The organism is Burkholderia sp. BCC1998 (assembly GCF_905339875.1).
Taxonomy (GTDB): domain Bacteria; phylum Pseudomonadota; class Gammaproteobacteria; order Burkholderiales; family Burkholderiaceae; genus Burkholderia.
On the sequence record NZ_CAJPHE010000008.1, the window covers coordinates 219163 to 236865 of the forward strand.

The 17703-nt window shown below is 68.3% G+C and carries 13 protein-coding genes; 10 read left to right on the forward strand and 3 right to left on the reverse strand.

Annotation, left to right across the window (positions count from 1 at the left end):
* Positions 1–28 precede the first annotated feature (28 nt).
* Positions 29–775 carry a hypothetical protein gene (locus U5A56_RS16990; RefSeq protein WP_321923503.1) on the reverse strand — a complete coding sequence of 249 codons (747 nt, stop codon included), beginning with the start codon at positions 773–775 and terminating at the stop codon, positions 29–31.
* A gap of 270 nt (positions 776–1045) precedes the next feature.
* Here U5A56_RS16990 and U5A56_RS16995 point away from each other — a divergent pair, with 270 nt between their 5' ends.
* From U5A56_RS16995 to U5A56_RS17015, 5 genes are all read left to right on the forward strand, one after another.
* Positions 1046–3001, forward strand: a complete 1956-nt coding sequence (locus tag U5A56_RS16995; protein ID WP_321822278.1) for an arylsulfatase — start codon at positions 1046–1048, stop codon at positions 2999–3001.
* 10 nt (positions 3002–3011) lie between these two features.
* Positions 3012–4061, forward strand: a complete 1050-nt coding sequence (locus U5A56_RS17000) for a formylglycine-generating enzyme family protein (RefSeq protein WP_321923505.1) — start codon at positions 3012–3014, stop codon at positions 4059–4061.
* Positions 4058–4867 (forward strand): MetQ/NlpA family lipoprotein, encoded by an 810-nt coding sequence (locus U5A56_RS17005; RefSeq protein WP_321923507.1) that lies wholly within the window; start codon positions 4058–4060, stop codon positions 4865–4867. Before U5A56_RS17000 ends, U5A56_RS17005 begins: the two co-directional genes overlap by 4 nt.
* Positions 4861–5847: a YkgJ family cysteine cluster protein gene (locus U5A56_RS17010; RefSeq protein WP_321923509.1), complete on the forward strand. Its 987-nt coding sequence runs from the start codon at positions 4861–4863 to the stop codon at positions 5845–5847. Before U5A56_RS17005 ends, U5A56_RS17010 begins: the two co-directional genes overlap by 7 nt.
* Positions 5848–5911: 64 nt before the next feature.
* Positions 5912–6238, forward strand: coding sequence for an antibiotic biosynthesis monooxygenase family protein (locus U5A56_RS17015; RefSeq protein WP_044847291.1), 327 nt, complete (start codon positions 5912–5914; stop codon positions 6236–6238).
* Between the two features lie 62 nt (positions 6239–6300).
* Here the strand turns inward: U5A56_RS17015 and U5A56_RS17020 are convergent, their stop codons facing one another.
* Positions 6301–7233: a LysR family transcriptional regulator gene (locus U5A56_RS17020; RefSeq protein WP_044847290.1), complete on the reverse strand. Its 933-nt coding sequence runs from the start codon at positions 7231–7233 to the stop codon at positions 6301–6303.
* Positions 7234–7436: 203 nt separating this feature from the next.
* Here U5A56_RS17020 and U5A56_RS17025 point away from each other — a divergent pair, with 203 nt between their 5' ends.
* The 4 genes from U5A56_RS17025 (at position 7437) to pdeR (ending at position 16261) form a co-directional block, all read left to right on the forward strand.
* On the forward strand, positions 7437–8210 hold the full coding sequence (locus U5A56_RS17025) for a putative hydro-lyase (RefSeq protein WP_321796440.1): 774 nt from the start codon (positions 7437–7439) through the stop codon (positions 8208–8210).
* Positions 8211–8509: 299 nt separating this feature from the next.
* The gene (locus tag U5A56_RS17030) at positions 8510–9814 is read left to right on the forward strand and encodes an MFS transporter (RefSeq protein WP_321923512.1); all 1305 of its coding nucleotides are present in this window, start codon (positions 8510–8512) and stop codon (positions 9812–9814) included.
* A gap of 130 nt (positions 9815–9944) precedes the next feature.
* Positions 9945–13583 (forward strand): hydantoinase B/oxoprolinase family protein, encoded by a 3639-nt coding sequence (locus tag U5A56_RS17035; RefSeq protein WP_321923514.1) that lies wholly within the window; start codon positions 9945–9947, stop codon positions 13581–13583.
* A gap of 674 nt (positions 13584–14257) precedes the next feature.
* On the forward strand, positions 14258–16261 hold the full coding sequence (pdeR, locus tag U5A56_RS17040) for a cyclic di-GMP phosphodiesterase (RefSeq protein ID WP_321923516.1): 2004 nt from the start codon (positions 14258–14260) through the stop codon (positions 16259–16261).
* A 51-nt stretch (positions 16262–16312) separates the two neighbouring features.
* On the opposite strand, the gene U5A56_RS17045 is transcribed toward pdeR, so the two are convergent.
* Positions 16313–17176 carry a crotonase/enoyl-CoA hydratase family protein gene (locus U5A56_RS17045; protein ID WP_257771015.1) on the reverse strand — a complete coding sequence of 288 codons (864 nt, stop codon included), beginning with the start codon at positions 17174–17176 and terminating at the stop codon, positions 16313–16315.
* Positions 17177–17439: 263 nt separating this feature from the next.
* On the opposite strand from U5A56_RS17045, the gene U5A56_RS17050 reads away from it, so the two are divergent.
* A complete protein-coding gene (locus U5A56_RS17050; protein ID WP_321923519.1) occupies positions 17440–17700 on the forward strand; it encodes a hypothetical protein in 261 nt (86 codons plus the stop codon).
* Positions 17701–17703: the final 3 nt, after the last annotated feature.

Consider the following 17703-nt stretch of genomic DNA (forward strand, 5'->3'; position numbering starts at 1 on the left):
GATTCCGAAATGCATTTGCGTGGATGCGCTATGGACGATCACCCGACAGCGCTGCTGAACGCTGTGTGTTCTTTTCCGCGTTCTCCAACGTTCGCCGCAACAGCGTCAGTTCGATTAGCTCGAGTTGGTAAGCGAAGCGCGACTGGACGCGCTTCAGCATCATCGAGCCGACGGACAGACCGAAAACCAGCGCGATACCCCAGAGAATCGCCGTATTGCTGAAGTTTCCGGAGACGAATCCGTTAGTCAGCGTGTTCCGCAGCCACGGCAATCCGCCCGCATCTTTGATATTGGTGAGCGTGATGGCAAGAAGCGCATAGGCCGCCGTACCTCCGCCGAAGAATGAAACGACGCGTGAGTCGAGGCGCTTCACCTTGAGTTGCAGGCAATGCTGCGCGTATTTCAGTGTGTTGTCGGCATAGCTGTTCAGAAGCCGGGCGTTTTTCTCATCAGTCTCTATCTCGCGAATGAGCGTATCCAGCGCTTCCTGTTTCCAGCGAAACATCTGCATGACGCCGACGATGGGCTCAACGATGAGAGAGAGAAGGCTCAGGACCACGGTGAACGCATAGAGCGCCAAGGCCGGCGCCTTTTGCCACTCTGCAGGCGCCAGTTTGTGCCATACCACCATCAAGAGGAGCAGCAGGAAACAAATGCCGCCGCCAGCAAGCAGAAGTATCGAGCCCTTCCGCGCTCGCTCCATCGACAATGCTTTTGCCGGCCGGTAAGGCTCGAACGTAGAGAGGGTTTTCAGTAGTTCCTTGATTTTCAACATGAGGTCTCCGATGAACATTTCACGGTCGGGTGGCATACAGCGTCGTGCTTTCGACCGACAACAATATGCGGTCGCACGCTTTCATCGCGGTATGCGATCGGATTATGCGTTCGGGATTTCATTTCCTATCTCGATATCGGGGATGAGCAGCACGGGCCAGCGTGGGCCGCCGTGCATATTCCTGCTCCCCGTTAGCATGTGACGAATCCGACTTTGGGCGCCGCGCGAGCGCCGCTAAGATCGCCGATCCGTAATCGAGCGTTCGACAAAATGAAAAAGTCCGCGTCGCCGTTGCATGCCTTCCGTTTCCGTGTCGTCTGCGCCGCGATTGCCGGCGCGTTGTCGCTCGCATCGTGCGGGGGCGTCGACAGCGATGCGCCGTCGCAGTCCGCCGCGACACCGCCGCAGGCCGCGAAGCGCCCGAACATCCTTTACATCATGGCCGACGATCTCGGCTATTCCGACATCCACGCATTCGGCGGCGAGATCAACACGCCGAACCTCGACGCGCTCGTCGCGTCGGGCCGCATCCTGTCGAACCACCACACGGGCACCGTCTGCGCGATCACGCGCGCGATGCTGATTTCCGGCACCGATCACCACCTCGTCGGCGAAGGCACGATGGGCGTGCCGACCGACGAGCGGCGCGGGCTGCCCGGCTACGAGGGCTACCTGAACGATCGCGCGCTGTCGTTCGCACAACTACTGAAGGACGCCGGCTATCACACGTACATCGCGGGCAAGTGGCACATCGGCTCGGGGATCGTCGGCAGTGCGACGGGCAGCGGACAGACGCCCGACCAGTGGGGTTTCGAGCGCAGCTACGTGCTGCTCGGCGGCGCGGCGACGAACCATTTCGCGCACGAGCCGGCCGGCTCGTCGAACTACACGGAAGACGGCAGCTACGTGCAGCCGGGCCAGCCCGGACAGCCGGGCGGCGCGGGCGGCAATCCGGCCGTGTTCTACTCGACGGACTTCTATACGCAGAAGCTGATCTCGTACATCGATGCGAACAGGCAGGACGGCAAGCCGTTCTTCGCGTACGCGGCCTACACGTCGCCGCACTGGCCGCTGCAGGTGCCGGACCCGTGGCTGCACAAGTACGCGGGCGTATACGACGCCGGCTACGATGCGATCCGCAACGCGCGGATCGCGCGGCAGAAGGCGCTCGGCCTGATTCCCGCCGACTTCAAGCCGTTCGACGGCCTGCCCGAAACGACGGCCGCGTCGCCGGCGACGGCGAACAACGGCACCGCGAACGCGAAGTACATCAGCGCCGTGCATTCCGCCGCCGACGGCTACAGCGACTACGGCACCGGCAAGGTCGACAAGCTGTGGGCGAGCCTGAGCCCGGCCGAGCGCCGCGCGCAGGCGCGCTACATGGAGATCTACGCGGGGATGGTCGAGAACCTCGACTACAACATCGGCCGCTTGATCCAGCACCTGAAGGACATCGGCGAATACGACAACACGTTCATCATGTTCCAGTCGGACAACGGCGCGGAAGGCTGGCCGATCGACTCCGGCGCGGACCCGACGGCGACCGACACCGCGAACGGGCAGGAGCCGGTCTATTCGACGCTCGGCACCGACAACGGCAAGCAGAACGCGCAACGGCTGCAGTACGGGCTGCGCTGGGCCGAAGTGAGCGCGACGCCGTTCCGGCTCACGAAGGGTTATTCGGCCGAAGGCGGCGTGTCGACGCCGACGATCGTGCGACTGCCGGGGCAGACACGCCAGTTGCCGACGCTGCGCGCGTTCACGCACGTGACCGACAACACGGCGACCTTCCTCGCGGTCGCGGGCGTCACGCCGCCGTCGCAACCGGCGCCGCCGCTCGTGAACACGCTGACGGGTGTCGACCAGAACAAGGGCAAGGTCGTCTACAACAACCGCTACGTCTATCCGCCGACGGGCCAGTCGCTGCTGCCGGTGCTCACCGGCTCGGCGACGGGCGAGGTGCATACCACGCCGTTCGGCGACGAAGCGTACGGCCGCGCATACCTGCGCAGCGCCGACGGCCGCTGGAAGGCGTTGTGGACCGAGCCGCCGCTCGGGCCGCTCGATGGCCACTGGCAGCTGTACGACCTTGCGGCGGATCGTGGCGAGACGACCGACGTGTCGGCGCAGAACCCGTCGGTGATCAGCACGCTCGTCGACCAGTGGAAGACGTACATGAGCAACGTCGGCGGGGTGGAACCGCTGCGTCCGCGCGGCTACTACTGAGGACGGCACGATGCGGTTCCGCTTCCGGACACTCGGCGCGGCGCTCGCGGCCACGCTGTTCGCGGCTGCGTTCGCCGTCGGCTATGCGAGCCCGTCGGCGTCGCCCGCCGGCGCCTTCGACGACGCGAATCGCGGCCGCCCGCTCGTGCCGCTCGGCTCGGAGCGGCAGTGCGAGCGCTACTCGGGCCTGCCCGCGAAGTGGCGCGACGACCCGAAGGCCGGGATGGTGCACCTGAGCGGCGGCGCGTTCGTGTTCGGCAGCACACGCGGCTATGCGGACGAGCGTCCGGCGGGCGACGGCAAGACGCGCGTCGGCGGCTTCTGGATCGACCAGACCGACGTGACGATCGCGCAGTTCGCCGCGTTCGTGCAGGCGACCGGCTACGTGACCGAGGCCGAGCAGCAGGGCGGCGCGGCCGTGTTTCACGTGCCGACGCGCGACGAGCTGAACGCGCGCGACCTCGCATGGTGGACCTGGGCGAAGGGCGCATCGTGGCGGCAGCCGCGCGGCCCCGGCAGCAGCGTCGACGGGCTCGGCAACCTGCCCGTCACGCTCGTCACGCAGCGCGACGCGCTCGCGTATGCGCGCTGGCTCGGCCGCGATCTGCCGACCGAAGCCGAATGGGAATATGCGGGCAAGGCCGGTCGCGACGACGCGTCGCTCGATGCGGCGCCGCGCGACGCGCAGGGCAAGCCGGCCGCGAACTACTGGCAGGGCGCGTTCCCGGTGCTCGATACGGCCGAGGACGGCCACGCGGGCCTCGCACCGGTCGGCTGTTATGCGGCGAACGGTTTCCACCTGTACGACATGATCGGCAACGCATGGGAATGGACGAAGGACACGTACACGGGCCCGCATCAGTCGCACACGAACGGCGACACGGCGGCCGTCGCACCGCCGACGCGCCGGCACGACACGCCGATGGTGATCAAGGGCGGCTCGTTCCTGTGCTCGCGCGATTACTGCGTGCGCTATCGCGCGTCGTCGCGCGAGCAGCAGGAAGCGGATCTCGGTGCATCGCATATCGGGTTCCGCACGATTCTGAGGGATGCGTCATGAAGCGGGTGATGCATTGCGTAGCCGCGTCGCTGATCGTTGCATGCGGTGTCGCCCATTCGGGCTGGATCGTTGCGGCCGAAACCGTCACGTCGACGATCCGCGTCGGCGTGACGCGCGGCGTGCATGCGGACATCCTGGACGAGGTGAAGCGTGTCGCCGCCACGCGCGGGATGAGCGTCGACGTCGTCGAATTCGACGACGCGTCGCGCATCGATACTGCACTCGCCGACGGCAGGATCGACGCGGCGAGCTTCGAGGACGCGCAGCGCCTTGCCGCGACGCGCACGGCGAAAGGTCATGCACTGAACGCCGTCGCGCCGACCGTCACGCTGCCGATGGCGCTCTATTCGCGCAAGATCAGGAGTCTGAACGAACTGCAGCCGGGCGCGACGGTCGCGATCCCGGCCGATTCGCGCGGGATGGCTCGCGCGCTCGTGCTGCTGCAGAACGACACGCTGGTGACGCTGCGCGACCAGGCCGGCCTGCATGCGACGCTGCGCGACGTGACGGGCAACCGGCTCGCGCTGAAGCTCGTCGCGCTGCGCCGCGACCGGCTGCATGCGGCGCTCGACTCGGCCGCGTTCGTCGCGATCGACTACGAGGACGCCGCGCGCGCGGGGCTGCAGCCGGCGCGCGACAGCATCAATCTCGAGGATGCGCGCTCGCCGTATGCGAACGTGCTGACCGTGCGCGACGCCGACCGCACGAAGCCGTGGGTCGCGCAGCTCGTCGCCGCGTATCACTCGGACGACGTCGCGCATTTCATCCTGACGCGCTACCAGGACTCGGTGCGGCGGCCGTGGTAGACGACTACCGCCTCGCGTGCAATGCGTGCGGCCGCTGCTGCAACAGCGCGCCGACGCTGTCGTTGCGCGAACTGTTCCGGCATCGGCACCGCTTCGTCGGCGCGCTGACGATCCATCGTGTGCCGAAGCGGCGCATCGGTGAACGAACGCGCGCGGGCGGACGCGAGCATGCGCTCGACGCGGACGACATTGCCGCCTGCGATGCGCTCGCGAACGCGTTGTTCCACCGCGCGCGCGGCGCGAGCGACGAATGGATTGCACTGACGCTCCAGGGCTACGACTATCCGTCGCTCGGGCGCTGTCCGGCATTGGCCGACGACGGCCGCTGCAGGGTGCATGCGGACAAACCTTCGATCTGCGGCGCCGTGCCGCTCGATCCGATGCTGCCGGACCGCCTGCAATCCCGCGTGCTCGCCGGGCGGCGCGACGAGACGGCGTGGCTCGGTGCGAATTGCATCGTCGGCGCGGACGGCGGCACGGCTTCCCTCGATATGGCGTCGGCGCTGCCGCTCGTGACGGCAGGGCAGGTCGCGGACCGCGCGGCGCTCGACACGTTTCGCGATGCGCTCGCGTTCGAGCGCGCGGTATGGCGCGACGCGGTATTCGCATCGCTGATCGACGGCGGACCGCAGGTGCGCGCGGCGTTGGCGCGGCTTGCGCCCGGCGGCTACTTGACGATGTCGATCGTGCCGGTGCTGCTGGCCGTCGCATCGGTGTCCGCGCATTGCCGCGCGTTGTGCATCGACTTCATCGACGCGCAGCGCGTGTTGATCGACGCACGTATCGAGGCGGCACTCGCACGCCGTCGTCTCGACGATCGGCCGGCGACGGCCGAATTGCGCGGCTTTGCGCAGGCACTCGAACGTGCGGGGCGCGCACTCGCCGCCATGCCGGCCGCCAAGGCGGGCACGCGCACCGACGCCCCGCGCATCGATGCGTGGCTCGACGATCGGCACGCCTCCATCGCGCTCACCGCGTGACACCGGCGGCACGCCGCGCGTGCCTTACACTTGCGCTCTTTCAACCGTCTCCGATGGGGCGCGCATGTACGCATCGACCTTCATTTTCCGCGCAGGGCAATACGACGACGAATTCCACCGCCTCGACCGGCAGATCGCCGACATGGCGCGCGCGACGCCCGGCTACCTCGGCGAGGAGACGTGGGAGAACGCCGAGGCGGGGCTGATCCAGAACGTCTACTACTGGGAATCGGAGGCGGCGCTGCGGCAGTTGATGCAGCATCCCGCGCATCTGGAAGCGAAGGCGAAGCAGGCGCGCTGGCTGGACGGCTATCGCGTGGTGATCTCGCAGGTGCTGCGCGAGTACGGCGACGGCAAGCTTGCGCAGCCGCATGCGCGGCAGCCGGCGTAAGCCGATCGCCGAACGGGCGCGTCAGGCGCCGTGCGTGATCCGCCCGGCATTCCCACACCACATCAAAGCGCCTCGACCAGCAGCCGGTTGCTCTTCTCGCAATACTCGTGACACGCGGCGCGCGCCGCGATCGACGCGCCATGCACGAACTTCGGCGCGTCCGCCCGCCGCGACATCGACACGACGATCGACGGCGGCGACGGCTGCAGCGGCAGCTCGACGACCTCGCCGCTCGCGATCAGCGCATCCACGAACAGCACCGGAATCGCGGCGACGCCGAAGCCGTCGCGTACGAGCTGCACGATCACCGAGATCGACGGCGAGCCGGTGATGCGCGTCTCCGACAGCGGCACGCCATGCGCGTGCGCGAGCGTGCGCACGATGTCCTCGAGCGCACGGTGCGGCGCGGTACCGCGCCCGTAGGTCAGGATCGGCTGGCGGAGCACCTGCCGCGCGAGGCCGGTGCGCGCAGTCGGCAGCAGCCCCGCGCGCGCGATCCAGCGCACCGGATAGTTCGCGAGCGCGTCACAGACGACCGACGCTTCGTCGCTCCCCTCCACGCGAATGATCAGGTCCAGTTCGCCGGCCATCAGCCGGCGCTGCAGCACGACGCTGACGTCGACGGTCAGGTCGATCTCCAGTTGCGGATAGTCGGCGGCGAGGCGGCGCAGGTAATGCGGCAGCCAGCTGTGCACGACCGTCTCGATCACGCCGAGCCGCAGCTTGCCGCGCAGCGCGCTTTCGCCGGCCGCGGCGGCCTGCAGCTCGTGCGTCGCCTCTACGACGGCCTTCGCATAGCCGAGCAGGTACTCGCCGTTCGGCGTGAGCCGGAATTCGCGGCTGTCGCGATCGACGAGCACGGTCTGCAATTCGTCCTCGAGCGCCTTCAGGCGCTGCGAGATCGCGGCCGGAGTCGCGTGCAGCGCGGCGGCCGTCGTGCGGAAGTTGCGCAGCTTCGCGAGCGTGACGAAGGTTTCGAGGAAACGCGTGTTCATGGCGGTCGGCAAGGCGTTGGGCGCGCAGCTTGCCCCGCTGAAAAAATGAACGGGACTGGGGAAAACCCGGCTTCGTGTAAAGAAATTCTATACACGCGACGCAAAAAAACTCGTTGGCGACAAAATTTTTTCTTTTCTATTCTTCGCCGTATCCGCTGACGCAACCGTCATTCCGACGACCTATCGATCTGCCCGCGACCATCATGACGCCTTCCGAATTCCGCCAGTCCGTGCGCAACGGCACGTTCCGCAGCCCGACGGCCGGCCAGTGCGGCCCGTTCGCGCAAGCGAATCTCGCGATCCTGCCGAACGCGTACGCGCACGATTTCCTGCGCTTCTGCCAGGCGAACCCGAAGGCGTGCCCGCTGCTGGGCGTGGGCGAACCTGGCGCGTTCCGGCTCGACGTGCTCGGCGAGGATCTCGACATCCGCACCGACGTGCCGAGCTACAACGTCTACCGCGACGGGCGCCTGACCGAGCGGGTCGAATCGCTCGAAGCGCTGTGGCGCGACGATTTCGTCGTGTTCGCGATCGGCTGCTCGTTCTCGTTCGAGGACATGCTGGCGCGCGAAGGGATCGGGCTGCGCCACATCGAGGAGGGTCGCAACGTGCCGATGTACCGTACGACGATTCCGAACCGGCGCGCGGGAATCTTCGGCGGCCAGCTGGTCGTGTCGATGCGGCCGCTGCGCGGCGCCGACGCGATCCGCGCGGTGCAGATCACGAGCCGGTTCCCGGGCGTGCACGGCGCGCCGGTCCATATCGGCCATCCGCAGGAACTGGGCATCGCCGATCTCGGCGCGCCCGATTTCGGCGACGCGGTGACGGTGCGCGACGGCGAACTGCCGGTGTTCTGGGCGTGCGGCGTGACGCCGCAAACCGCGCTGATGGACGCGAAGCTGCCGCTCGCGATCGCGCATACGCCCGGCTACATGCTGATGACCGACATCACGAACGCGTCGCTGGCCGTGTTCTGACCGACCGACGCCGGCGGCCCGCACGGGCGCCGGTCCGGCCCCGACGCGGCGGCATGCCGCGACCGCAGACGATCCGCCCGCCCGGAGGGCGGCGCGCAGCCGCGGCGCGACGCGCGCAAGCAACGCACGACGCAAGCAACGCACGACGCCGACACACCACGCGAACACACGACGCAAGCAACACACGACGCAAGAAGCGCACGACAAACACGACACGCACCACCCGCACCACCCGCACCACACGCACCACACGCACCACACGCAAGGTTTCGACCGCATATTTCGACAGGAGCTTCACCATGGAAAGCAAGATCCTCGCGGCGCCCGCCGCCGACCCCGCGGGCCCCGCACGCAACGGCCTGTTCGGATGGTATGCGGACGCGCAGCCGCGCGAACGCCGCGCGTTCTGGAGCTGCAAGGTCGGCTACATGCTCGACGGGATGGATACGCAGATGCTGTCGTTCGTGATCCCGACGCTCGTCGCGACCTGGGGCATCTCGCTCGCGGACGCCGGCTTCATCGGCACGATGACGCTGCTCGCGTCGGCGCTCGGCGGCTGGATCGCGGGCATCCTGTCCGACCGGATCGGCCGCGTGCGCACGCTGCAGCTGACGGTGCTGTGGTTCGCCGTGTTCACCGCGCTGTGCGGGCTCGCGCAGAACTATCACCAGCTGCTCGCGGCGCGCGCGCTGATGGGCTTCGGCTTCGGCGGCGAATGGACGGCCGGCGCGGTGCTGATCGGCGAAGTGATCCGCGCGCGCGATCGCGGCAAGGCGGTCGGCCTCGTGCAGTCGGGCTGGGCGATCGGCTGGGGGCTGTCGGCGCTGCTGTATGCGCTGCTGTTCTCGGTGCTGCCGGCCGAACAGGCCTGGCGCGCGCTGTTCCTCGTCGGCCTCGCGCCGGCGCTGCTGGTGGTCGTGATCCGCCGCTACGTGAAGGAGCCGGACGTCTACGAGAAGGAGAAGGCCACGCAGGCGAAGGTAGCCGACGCGCCGCGCCTCACCGAAATCTTCGCGCCGAAGCTGCTGTCGACGACGCTGCGCGCGGCGCTGCTGACCACCGGCGCGCAGGGCGGCTACTACGCGATCACGACCTGGCTGCCGACCTTCCTGAAGACCGAGCGGCACCTGACCGTGATGGGCACCGGCGGCTATCTCGCGATGATCATCTTCGGCTCGTGGGTCGGCTACCTGACGAGCGCGTACCTGACCGACCGGCTCGGCCGCAAGCCGAACTTCATCCTGTTCGCGCTCGGCTCGATGGTGATCGCGTTCGCCTACACGTCGCCGGTGCTGCACCTCACGAACGCGTCGATGCTGTGGCTCGGCTTCCCGCTCGGCTTCTTCGCATCGGGCATCTTCTCCGGGATGGGCGCGTTCCTCACCGAGCTGTTCCCGACGCGGGTGCGCGGCTCGGGCCAGGGCTTCTGCTACAACGTGGGCCGCGCGATCGGCGCCCTGTTCCCGTTCCTGATCGGCGCGCTGTCGAAGCACTACGGGCTCGGCGCGAGCATCGGGATCTTCGCGGTCGCCGCCTACGGCGTGTTGATCGTCGCCGCGCTGACGCTGCCCGAGACGCGCGGCCGCGAACTCGACGCCGCATAACGCCGCATGGGCGGGCGCCCGCCCGCCGCCTTTCTACCGCTCCCTTTTCATCGAAGCCCTCACGCGGCGCGCGACGCGCGCCGTGCGGCGGCGCTCGTCCTTCGTTCAACGACGCATCGAGTTCATCGCCATGACTGACCGACACACTTTCCCCGTTTCCTCCGACGCCGCGCGCTGGCAATTCTGGATCGACCGCGGCGGCACCTTCACCGACATCGTCGCGCGCCGGCCCGACGGCTCGCTCGTCACGCACAAGCTGCTGTCGGAGAATCCCGAGCAGTATCGCGATGCGGCCGTCGCCGGCATCCGCCACCTGCTCGGCCTCGCCGACGGCGAGCCGATCACGCCCGAGCGCGTCGACATGGTGAAGATGGGCACGACGGTCGCGACCAACGCGCTGCTCGAACGCAAGGGCGAACGCACCGCGCTCGCGACGACGCGCGGCTTTCGCGACGTGCTGCGCATCGCGTACCAGAACCGGCCGCGCCTGTTCGATCTCGACATCGTGCTGCCCGATGCGCTGTACGAGACCGTCGTCGAGGTCGACGAGCGGATCGGCGCGCACGGCGACGTCGTCGTGCCGCTCGACGCGCAACGCGCGGAAGCGGCGTTGCGCCGCGTGTTCGAATCGGGCGTGCAGGCGCTGGCCATCGTGCTGATCCACGGCTATCGCTACACCGCGCACGAGCGCGCGCTGGCGGATCTCGCGCGCCGGATCGGCTTCACGCAGGTGTCGGTGTCGCACGAGGTGTCGCCGCTGATGAAGATGGTGTCGCGCGGCGATACGACCGTGGTCGACGCCTACCTGTCGCCGATCCTGCGCCGCTACGTCGAGCAGGTCGCGCACGAGATGCCCGGCGTGAACCTGCAGTTCATGCAGAGCAGCGGCGGCCTGACGCGCGCCGACGCGTTCCAGGGCAAGGACGCGATCCTGTCCGGCCCGGCCGGCGGCATCGTCGGGATGGTGCGCGCCGCGCGCGCGGCCGGCTTCGAGCGCGTGATCGGCTTCGACATGGGCGGCACGTCGACCGACGTGTCGCACTACAACGGCGAATTCGAGCGCGTGTTCGAGACGCAGGTGGCCGGCGTGCGGATGCGCGCGCCGATGATGAGCATCCACACGGTCGCGGCCGGCGGCGGTTCGGTGCTCGGCTTCGACGGCGCGCGGCTGCGCGTCGGGCCCGAATCGGCCGGCGCGAACCCGGGGCCGGCCGCCTACCGGCGCGGCGGCCCGCTGACGGTGACCGACTGCAACGTGATGCTCGGCAAGATCCAGCCCGATCACTTCCCGCGCGTGTTCGGCCCGCATGCGGACCAGCCGCTCGACCGCGACGGCGTGGCCGCGAAATTCGCGGCGCTCGCCGACGAGATTCACGCGGCGACCGGACGGCGCGACACGCCCGAGGCGCTGGCCGAAGGGTTCCTGGAAATCGCGATCGGCAGCATGGCGAACGCGATCAAGAAGATCTCGGTGCAGCGCGGCCACGACGTGTCGCGCTACGTGCTGACGACGTTCGGCGGCGCGGGCGGCCAGCACGCCTGCGGCGTGGCCGACGCGCTCGGGATGACGCAGGTGTTCGCGCATCCGCTCGCGGGCGTGCTGTCCGCTTACGGGATGGGGCTCGCCGACCAGACCGCGATGCGCGAGCGCGCGGTGGAAGCCGTGTTGTCCGATGAATCGTTGCCGGCGCTGAACGCGGCGCTCGACCGGCTGGCCGACGACGCGGTCGGCGCGCTGCTCGAACAGGGCGTGGCGCCGGAGCGCATCGCGACCGAGCGGCGCGTGCACCTGCGCTACCAGGGCACCGATTCCGCGCTCGACGTGCCGGCCGGCAGCGTCGCCGCGATGCAGCAGGCGTTCGAGGCCGCGTACCGGCAGCGCTATGCGTTCCTGATGCCCGGCACGCCGCTGGTCGCCGAGCTGGCATCGGTCGAGGCGATCGGCCGCTCGGATGCGCCGGTCGAGATCGCGCCGCTCGTGCCGCGCGACGCGGGCGCGGCGCCGCGCGCGCACAGCGCCGTGCGCTTCCATTCCGGCGGCCAATGGCACGACGCGGCGCTGTACGTGCGCGACGCGCTGCTGGCCGGCGACACGATCGACGGCCCGGCGATCGTCGCGGAGAAGAACGGCACGACCGTCGTCGAACCCGGCTGGCGCGCGCAGATGACCGCGCAAGGCAACCTCGTGCTGACCCGCACGACGCCGCTGCCGACGCGCCGCTCGCTCGGCACCGATGCCGATCCGGTGCGGCTCGAGATCTTCAACAACCTGTTCATGTCGATCGCCGAGCAGATGGGGCTGCGGCTGCAGAACACCGCGTATTCGGTGAACATCAAGGAGCGGCTCGACTTCTCGTGCGCGATCTTCGACGGCGACGGCAACCTGATCGCGAACGCGCCGCACATGCCGGTGCATCTCGGCTCGATGGGCGAAAGCATCCGCACGGTGATCGAGCGCAACCGCGGCCGCATGCGCGACGGCGACGTGTTCATGCTGAACGACCCGTATCACGGCGGCACGCACCTGCCGGATGTCACCGTCATCACGCCGGTGTTCGCGGACGGCTCGGACACGCCGCTGTTCTACGTCGGCTCGCGCGGCCACCATGCGGACATCGGCGGCACGACGCCGGGCTCGATGCCGCCCGATTCGACGCACATCGACGAAGAGGGCGTGCTGATCGACAACTGGCAGCTCGTGTCGGCGGGCGTGCTGCGCGATGCCGACACGCGCGCGCTGCTCGCATCGGGCCGCTATCCGGCGCGCAACGTCGAGCAGAACATGGCCGACCTGCGCGCGCAGATCGCGGCGAACCAGAAGGGCGTCGACGAGCTGCGGCGGATGGTCGGGCAGTTCGGCCGCGACGTCGTGCTCGCGTTCATGGGGCACGTGCAGGACAACGCGGAAGAAGCGGTGCGGCGCGTGATCGGCGCGCTGCAGGACGGCGCGTATCGTTATCCGCTCGACAACGGCGCCGAGATTCGCGTCGCGATCCGCGTCGACCGCGCGGCGCGCCGCGCGGAGATCGACTTCACCGGCACGTCCGCGCAGCTCGACAACAACTTCAACGCGCCGAAGGCCGTCTGCATGGCCGCGGTGCTGTACGTGTTCCGCACGCTGGTCGGCGACGACATCCCGCTGAACGCCGGCTGCCTGAAGCCGCTGACGGTGATCGTGCCGGCGCGCTCGATGCTGAACCCCGAGTATCCGGCGGCCGTGGTATCGGGCAACGTCGAGACGTCGTCGGCGATCACCAACGCGCTGTACGGCGCGCTCGGCTGCGTCGCATCGAGCCAGGGAACGATGAACAACTTCACGTTCGGCAATGACCGCTACCAGTACTACGAGACCATCGCCGGCGGCAGCGGCGCGGGCGACGGCTTCGCGGGCGTCGGCGCGGTGCAGACGCACATGACGAACTCGCGGCTGACCGACCCGGAGGTGCTCGAATGGCGCTATCCGGTGCGGCTCGACTCGCATCGGCTGCGCGCGGGTTCCGGCGGCGCCGGGCGCTGGCGCGGCGGCGACGGCGCGGTCCGGCGGATCCGCTTCCTCGAGCCGATGACCGCGTCGATCCTGTCGAACAACCGGATTCACGCGCCGTTCGGCGCGGCGGGCGGCGAGGCCGGCGCGCTCGGCCGCAACACGATCGAGCGGGCGGACGGCACGGTCGAGACGCTCGAGCATATCGGCCGCGCGCAGATGGCGCCGGGCGACGTGTTCGTCGTCGAGACGCCGGGCGGCGGCGGGTACGGCGCGGCGGGCTGAGCGACGGGGTGTGACGTACGCGGAAAGCGGTGCGGCGGGGCGCCCGCCGCACCGCTTTTCGCGCGTTCCGGGCGGCAATCGCACCGGTTCCATTCATGCTGCTGCATCGGCTGCGCGGCCCGGCGATCTATTCGCTCGCACCGATCGACGCGATGTTGCAACAGCGCTGGGAATAAGGGCGCGCATTCACGCACGAACGGGCAACGAGAATCCCCGATTCCGCGCGCGGCGCAATGCGATCCGACCCCGCCGCAGCGCCGTGCCGACACATCGCTGCCGGGATGCCTCGATTTCCCGCAAACCGCCGTCCGGCGGGGCGCTCCGGCGATTCCACCGGCCGGGTTCGACGCGTTCGCGACCGGCTTCGTGCCTCCCGCCGATCACGAAAAATCCGTCATGCCAACCGAGTTCCGATTCCTTGACACCCCGTTCCAAATGTGAGTGCCAATCTTCTTCGTCATTTGATAAGATGGGTTCCATCATTCGTTTGGAAAACCTGCGCGCGAGATGCGCGAACGCCGGGTCGCATTGGTTGGAAACAAGTACGGAACGAGGGCCACTGGCACGGTCATCACGACTGCCCCGCCGGGTACGCGCGCTGCGCGCGCGGGGATCGGGGGCGGCCGGCTCGCCTCCGTCTACACTGTGCGTTTTTTCTGGATCGGGGCGTGTCCATGGATGACGAAAACGATCGCGCCGTGCTCGAAGCGCATCTCGGTACGCATAGCCCGTGCTGGCGGCTCGGCAGCGACAGCAATGCACTCGAGCTGGCCGCCGTTCGCGGCCTGACCAATGTCGCGGTGGCACTGACCGGCGAGCAGGCCGCGCGGATCCGCGCGCTCACCGGCGTCACGTCGCACCTCGTGCTCGAACTCGCGCTGTTCGGCGATCCGGTCAGCCTCCATCTGGTCGGCAGGAAGGTCGACACCGCCAATTGGGCCGGCACCGCCTCCGCCTATTCCGATACCGCGTCCGTCGCGGGCGACCTCGCGCACGGGCTCGCGTTCGCCGAGCAGGTCGTGTCCGAAGTGAATTCGCTCGTCGTGATCCTCGACCGCAACGGCATGGTGCAGCGCTTCAACCGCCTGTGCGAGGAAGTGACCGGCAAGCGCGAGGTCGACGTGATCGGCCGCAGCGCGTTCGAGCTGTTCATGAGCCCCGACCAGGGTGCGCAGTCGCGCAGCAACATCACCGGCTTTTTCGCGAGCAACCGGGCGTTCGAGGTCGAGCGCTACATCAACACGGTCAACGGCCCGCGCCTGTTCCAGTTCCGCAACAAGTTCGTGCAGAGCGGCAGCGGCGCCGACGAGCAGTTCCTGATCTGCTCGGGCGTCGACGTCACCGAGGAGCGCAACGCGCAGCAGCGGCTCAGCGAACTCGCGAATTCCGACGTGCTGACCGGCTTGCCGAACCGTCATGCAATCAGCGAGCGCATCCGCGTCGCGCTGGCCGCGGACCGCACCGACGTGCGCGGCCAGGTCGGCATCCTGTTCCTCGATCTCGACAACTTCAAGCGCGTCAACGACCACTACGGGCACATCACGGGCGACCGCCTGCTGCAGGACGTGTCCGCGGTCATCGGCGGCTGCCTGCCGTCCGGCGCGACGCTCGCGCGGCTCGGCGGCGACGAATTCCTGGTGCTGTTCGAGCACGGCACGCGGCCGCTGCTCGAGGCGACCGCGCAGATCATCCTCGAGCGGCTGCGTACGCCGATCCACCTCGGGCTGGTGGAGGTCTACACGAGCTGCTCGATCGGCATCGCGATGTATCCGCAGCACGGCGACTCGCTCGAAACGCTGATCCGCAGCGCCGACACCGCGATGTACGTCGCGAAGGAAGAGGGCAAGCATACGTACCGCGTGTTCTCGCTGGAGATGAACCAGAAGGTCGCGAAGTACATGTGGCTCGACACGAACCTGCGCAAGGCGCTCGAGGAAGAGCAGTTCGTGCTGCACTACCAGCCGGTCGTCGACATCGCGACCGGCGACGTGCACGCCGTCGAGGCGCTGATCCGCTGGCAGTCGCCGGATCGCGGGCTCGTCGCGCCGATCGAGTTCATCCGCTTCGCCGAGGAATCGGGGCTGATCGCGCCGCTCGGGCGCTGGGTGATGCGCACCGCGGCCGCGCAGGCCGCCGCGTGGAAGGCGAAGGGGCTCGACGTGCGGATCGCGGTGAACGTATCCGCGCGGCAGTTGCAGGACATGAACATCGTCGATCAGTTCGCATCGATCCTCGACAGCGCCGGGTTGAAGCCGAGCCTCGTCGACATCGAGCTCACCGAAAGCAGCTTCATCGAGGATGAGGAAGCGGCGCACGAGCTGATGAAGCAGTTCCGCCACCTCGGCGCGGAGATTCACCTCGACGATTTCGGCACCGGCTATTCGTCGCTGTCGCAACTGTCGCGGCTGCCGCTCGATTCGATCAAGCTCGATCGCAGCTTCATCACGGGCATCGACCGCAACCCGCGCTCGCAGGCGCTGGTGCGCTCGGTCGTGTCGCTCGCGCGGGCGCTGAGTTTCTCGGTGGTCGCCGAGGGCGTCGAGACGCACGCGGAAGCCGAATTCCTGAAGCAGATCAACGTCGACCACGCGCAGGGTTTCTACTTCGCGCGGCCGATGCCGGCCCAGGCCTTCGAGGCCTGGCTCGCGGAAACGAGAAAGCTCAGGCTGATCGCCTGAGCTTCCCCGCATGACGGGCGCCGCCGGTTACGCGGCGGCGCGCCGCTCACGTCACACCGTGCGCAGCTTCGACACGCGCCGGTTCTGCAGCATCACCAGGCGTTCCATGTACGCGAGATCCTTCGGCTCGATCGTGAACGCCGCGTGAACCCAGTCCTCGGTGATGTCCATCAGCTCGGAACGCGTGAGATGGAACACGCGTTCGCGTGCGCGCAGCATCGCGCGGATGCCGTTCAGCTTCGGCTTCATCACGTCGATGAAGGTGCGTGTCGCGAGATATGCGTCGCCCGCGTCGAACGTCTGGTCGATCAGCCCGCGATCCTCGTACCACTCGGCCGCATGCGCCTCGCCGGACGAGATCAGCGATTCCGCGAGCCCGCGGTCCGCCTTGCGCGCGACCAGCGAATAGCCGCCCATGCCCGGGAACAGGTTGAACGCGATCTCGGGGAAGCCGAGCTTCACGCCCTTCTGCGCGAGCATGTAGTGGTGCGCGAGGGCGGCCTCGAAGCCGCCGCCCAGCGCGCTGCCCTCGATCATCGCGATCGAGATCGCCCCGGTGCCGAAGCCCGTGTAGATCTCGTATACGCCGTCGATGCACGAGCGCGCGTAGGCCATCAGCTGGTCGCGACGGCCGCTGCGGATCGCGTCGACGAAGAAGCTCAGGTCGCCGCCGACGTTGAACAGCTCGGGGACGAGCGAGCCCGTCACCCAGAAGTCGAACGGCAGGCCCGAGTCGCGAGCGACGCGCGCGAGATGGATGATGTCGGTGACGAGTTGCTGGTTGAAGCACGGCCGCGGCTCCGATCGCAGCATCATCCACATGACGTTGCGGCCTTCTTCGTAGAACGCGGTCAGCTGCGTGAGTTCGCCTGCTTCGTAAAACGGACGGCACGCCGGATGGGATTGGAGTTGCATGGTATGTCCTCGAGAGATGTGGTTTTTCAGAGACCGACGCGGCCGACGACGTGGAAACCTGCCCCCGCACGGCGCCGGCCGCGGGGCACCGCCATTGTTGCGCGCGCACAAATGTCGAATTGCGGGGAACAACGCATGACGGGGACGCGTGCGGGTATCGCGTCCGGCGCGAACCGTGCGGGTCATGCGGGCGATGCGAACGATGTGGTCGATGTGATCGCCCGGCGGGAGAACCGTGATGAGAGGTGGGCGGGATCGGGCCGGTGGTCGTCAGGGGCGGTGAAGGTGGTGAAGGCAGCGAAGGCAGCGAAGGCAGCGAAGGCAGCGAAGGCAGCGAAGGCAGCGAAGGCGGCTGCGATGACGATGCCGTGCGCGATCCGCGCGATCCGCGCGATCCGCGCGATCGGCCGACGCGCGGCGTGCCGGCCGCTTACGCGTTGAAAGCGGCGCCGTGCCGCCGACCACGTCTCATGGATTGTGCGGACTGGTGCAGCGGCCGGGCGTCGGCTAGCTTTAGAGGATGACGC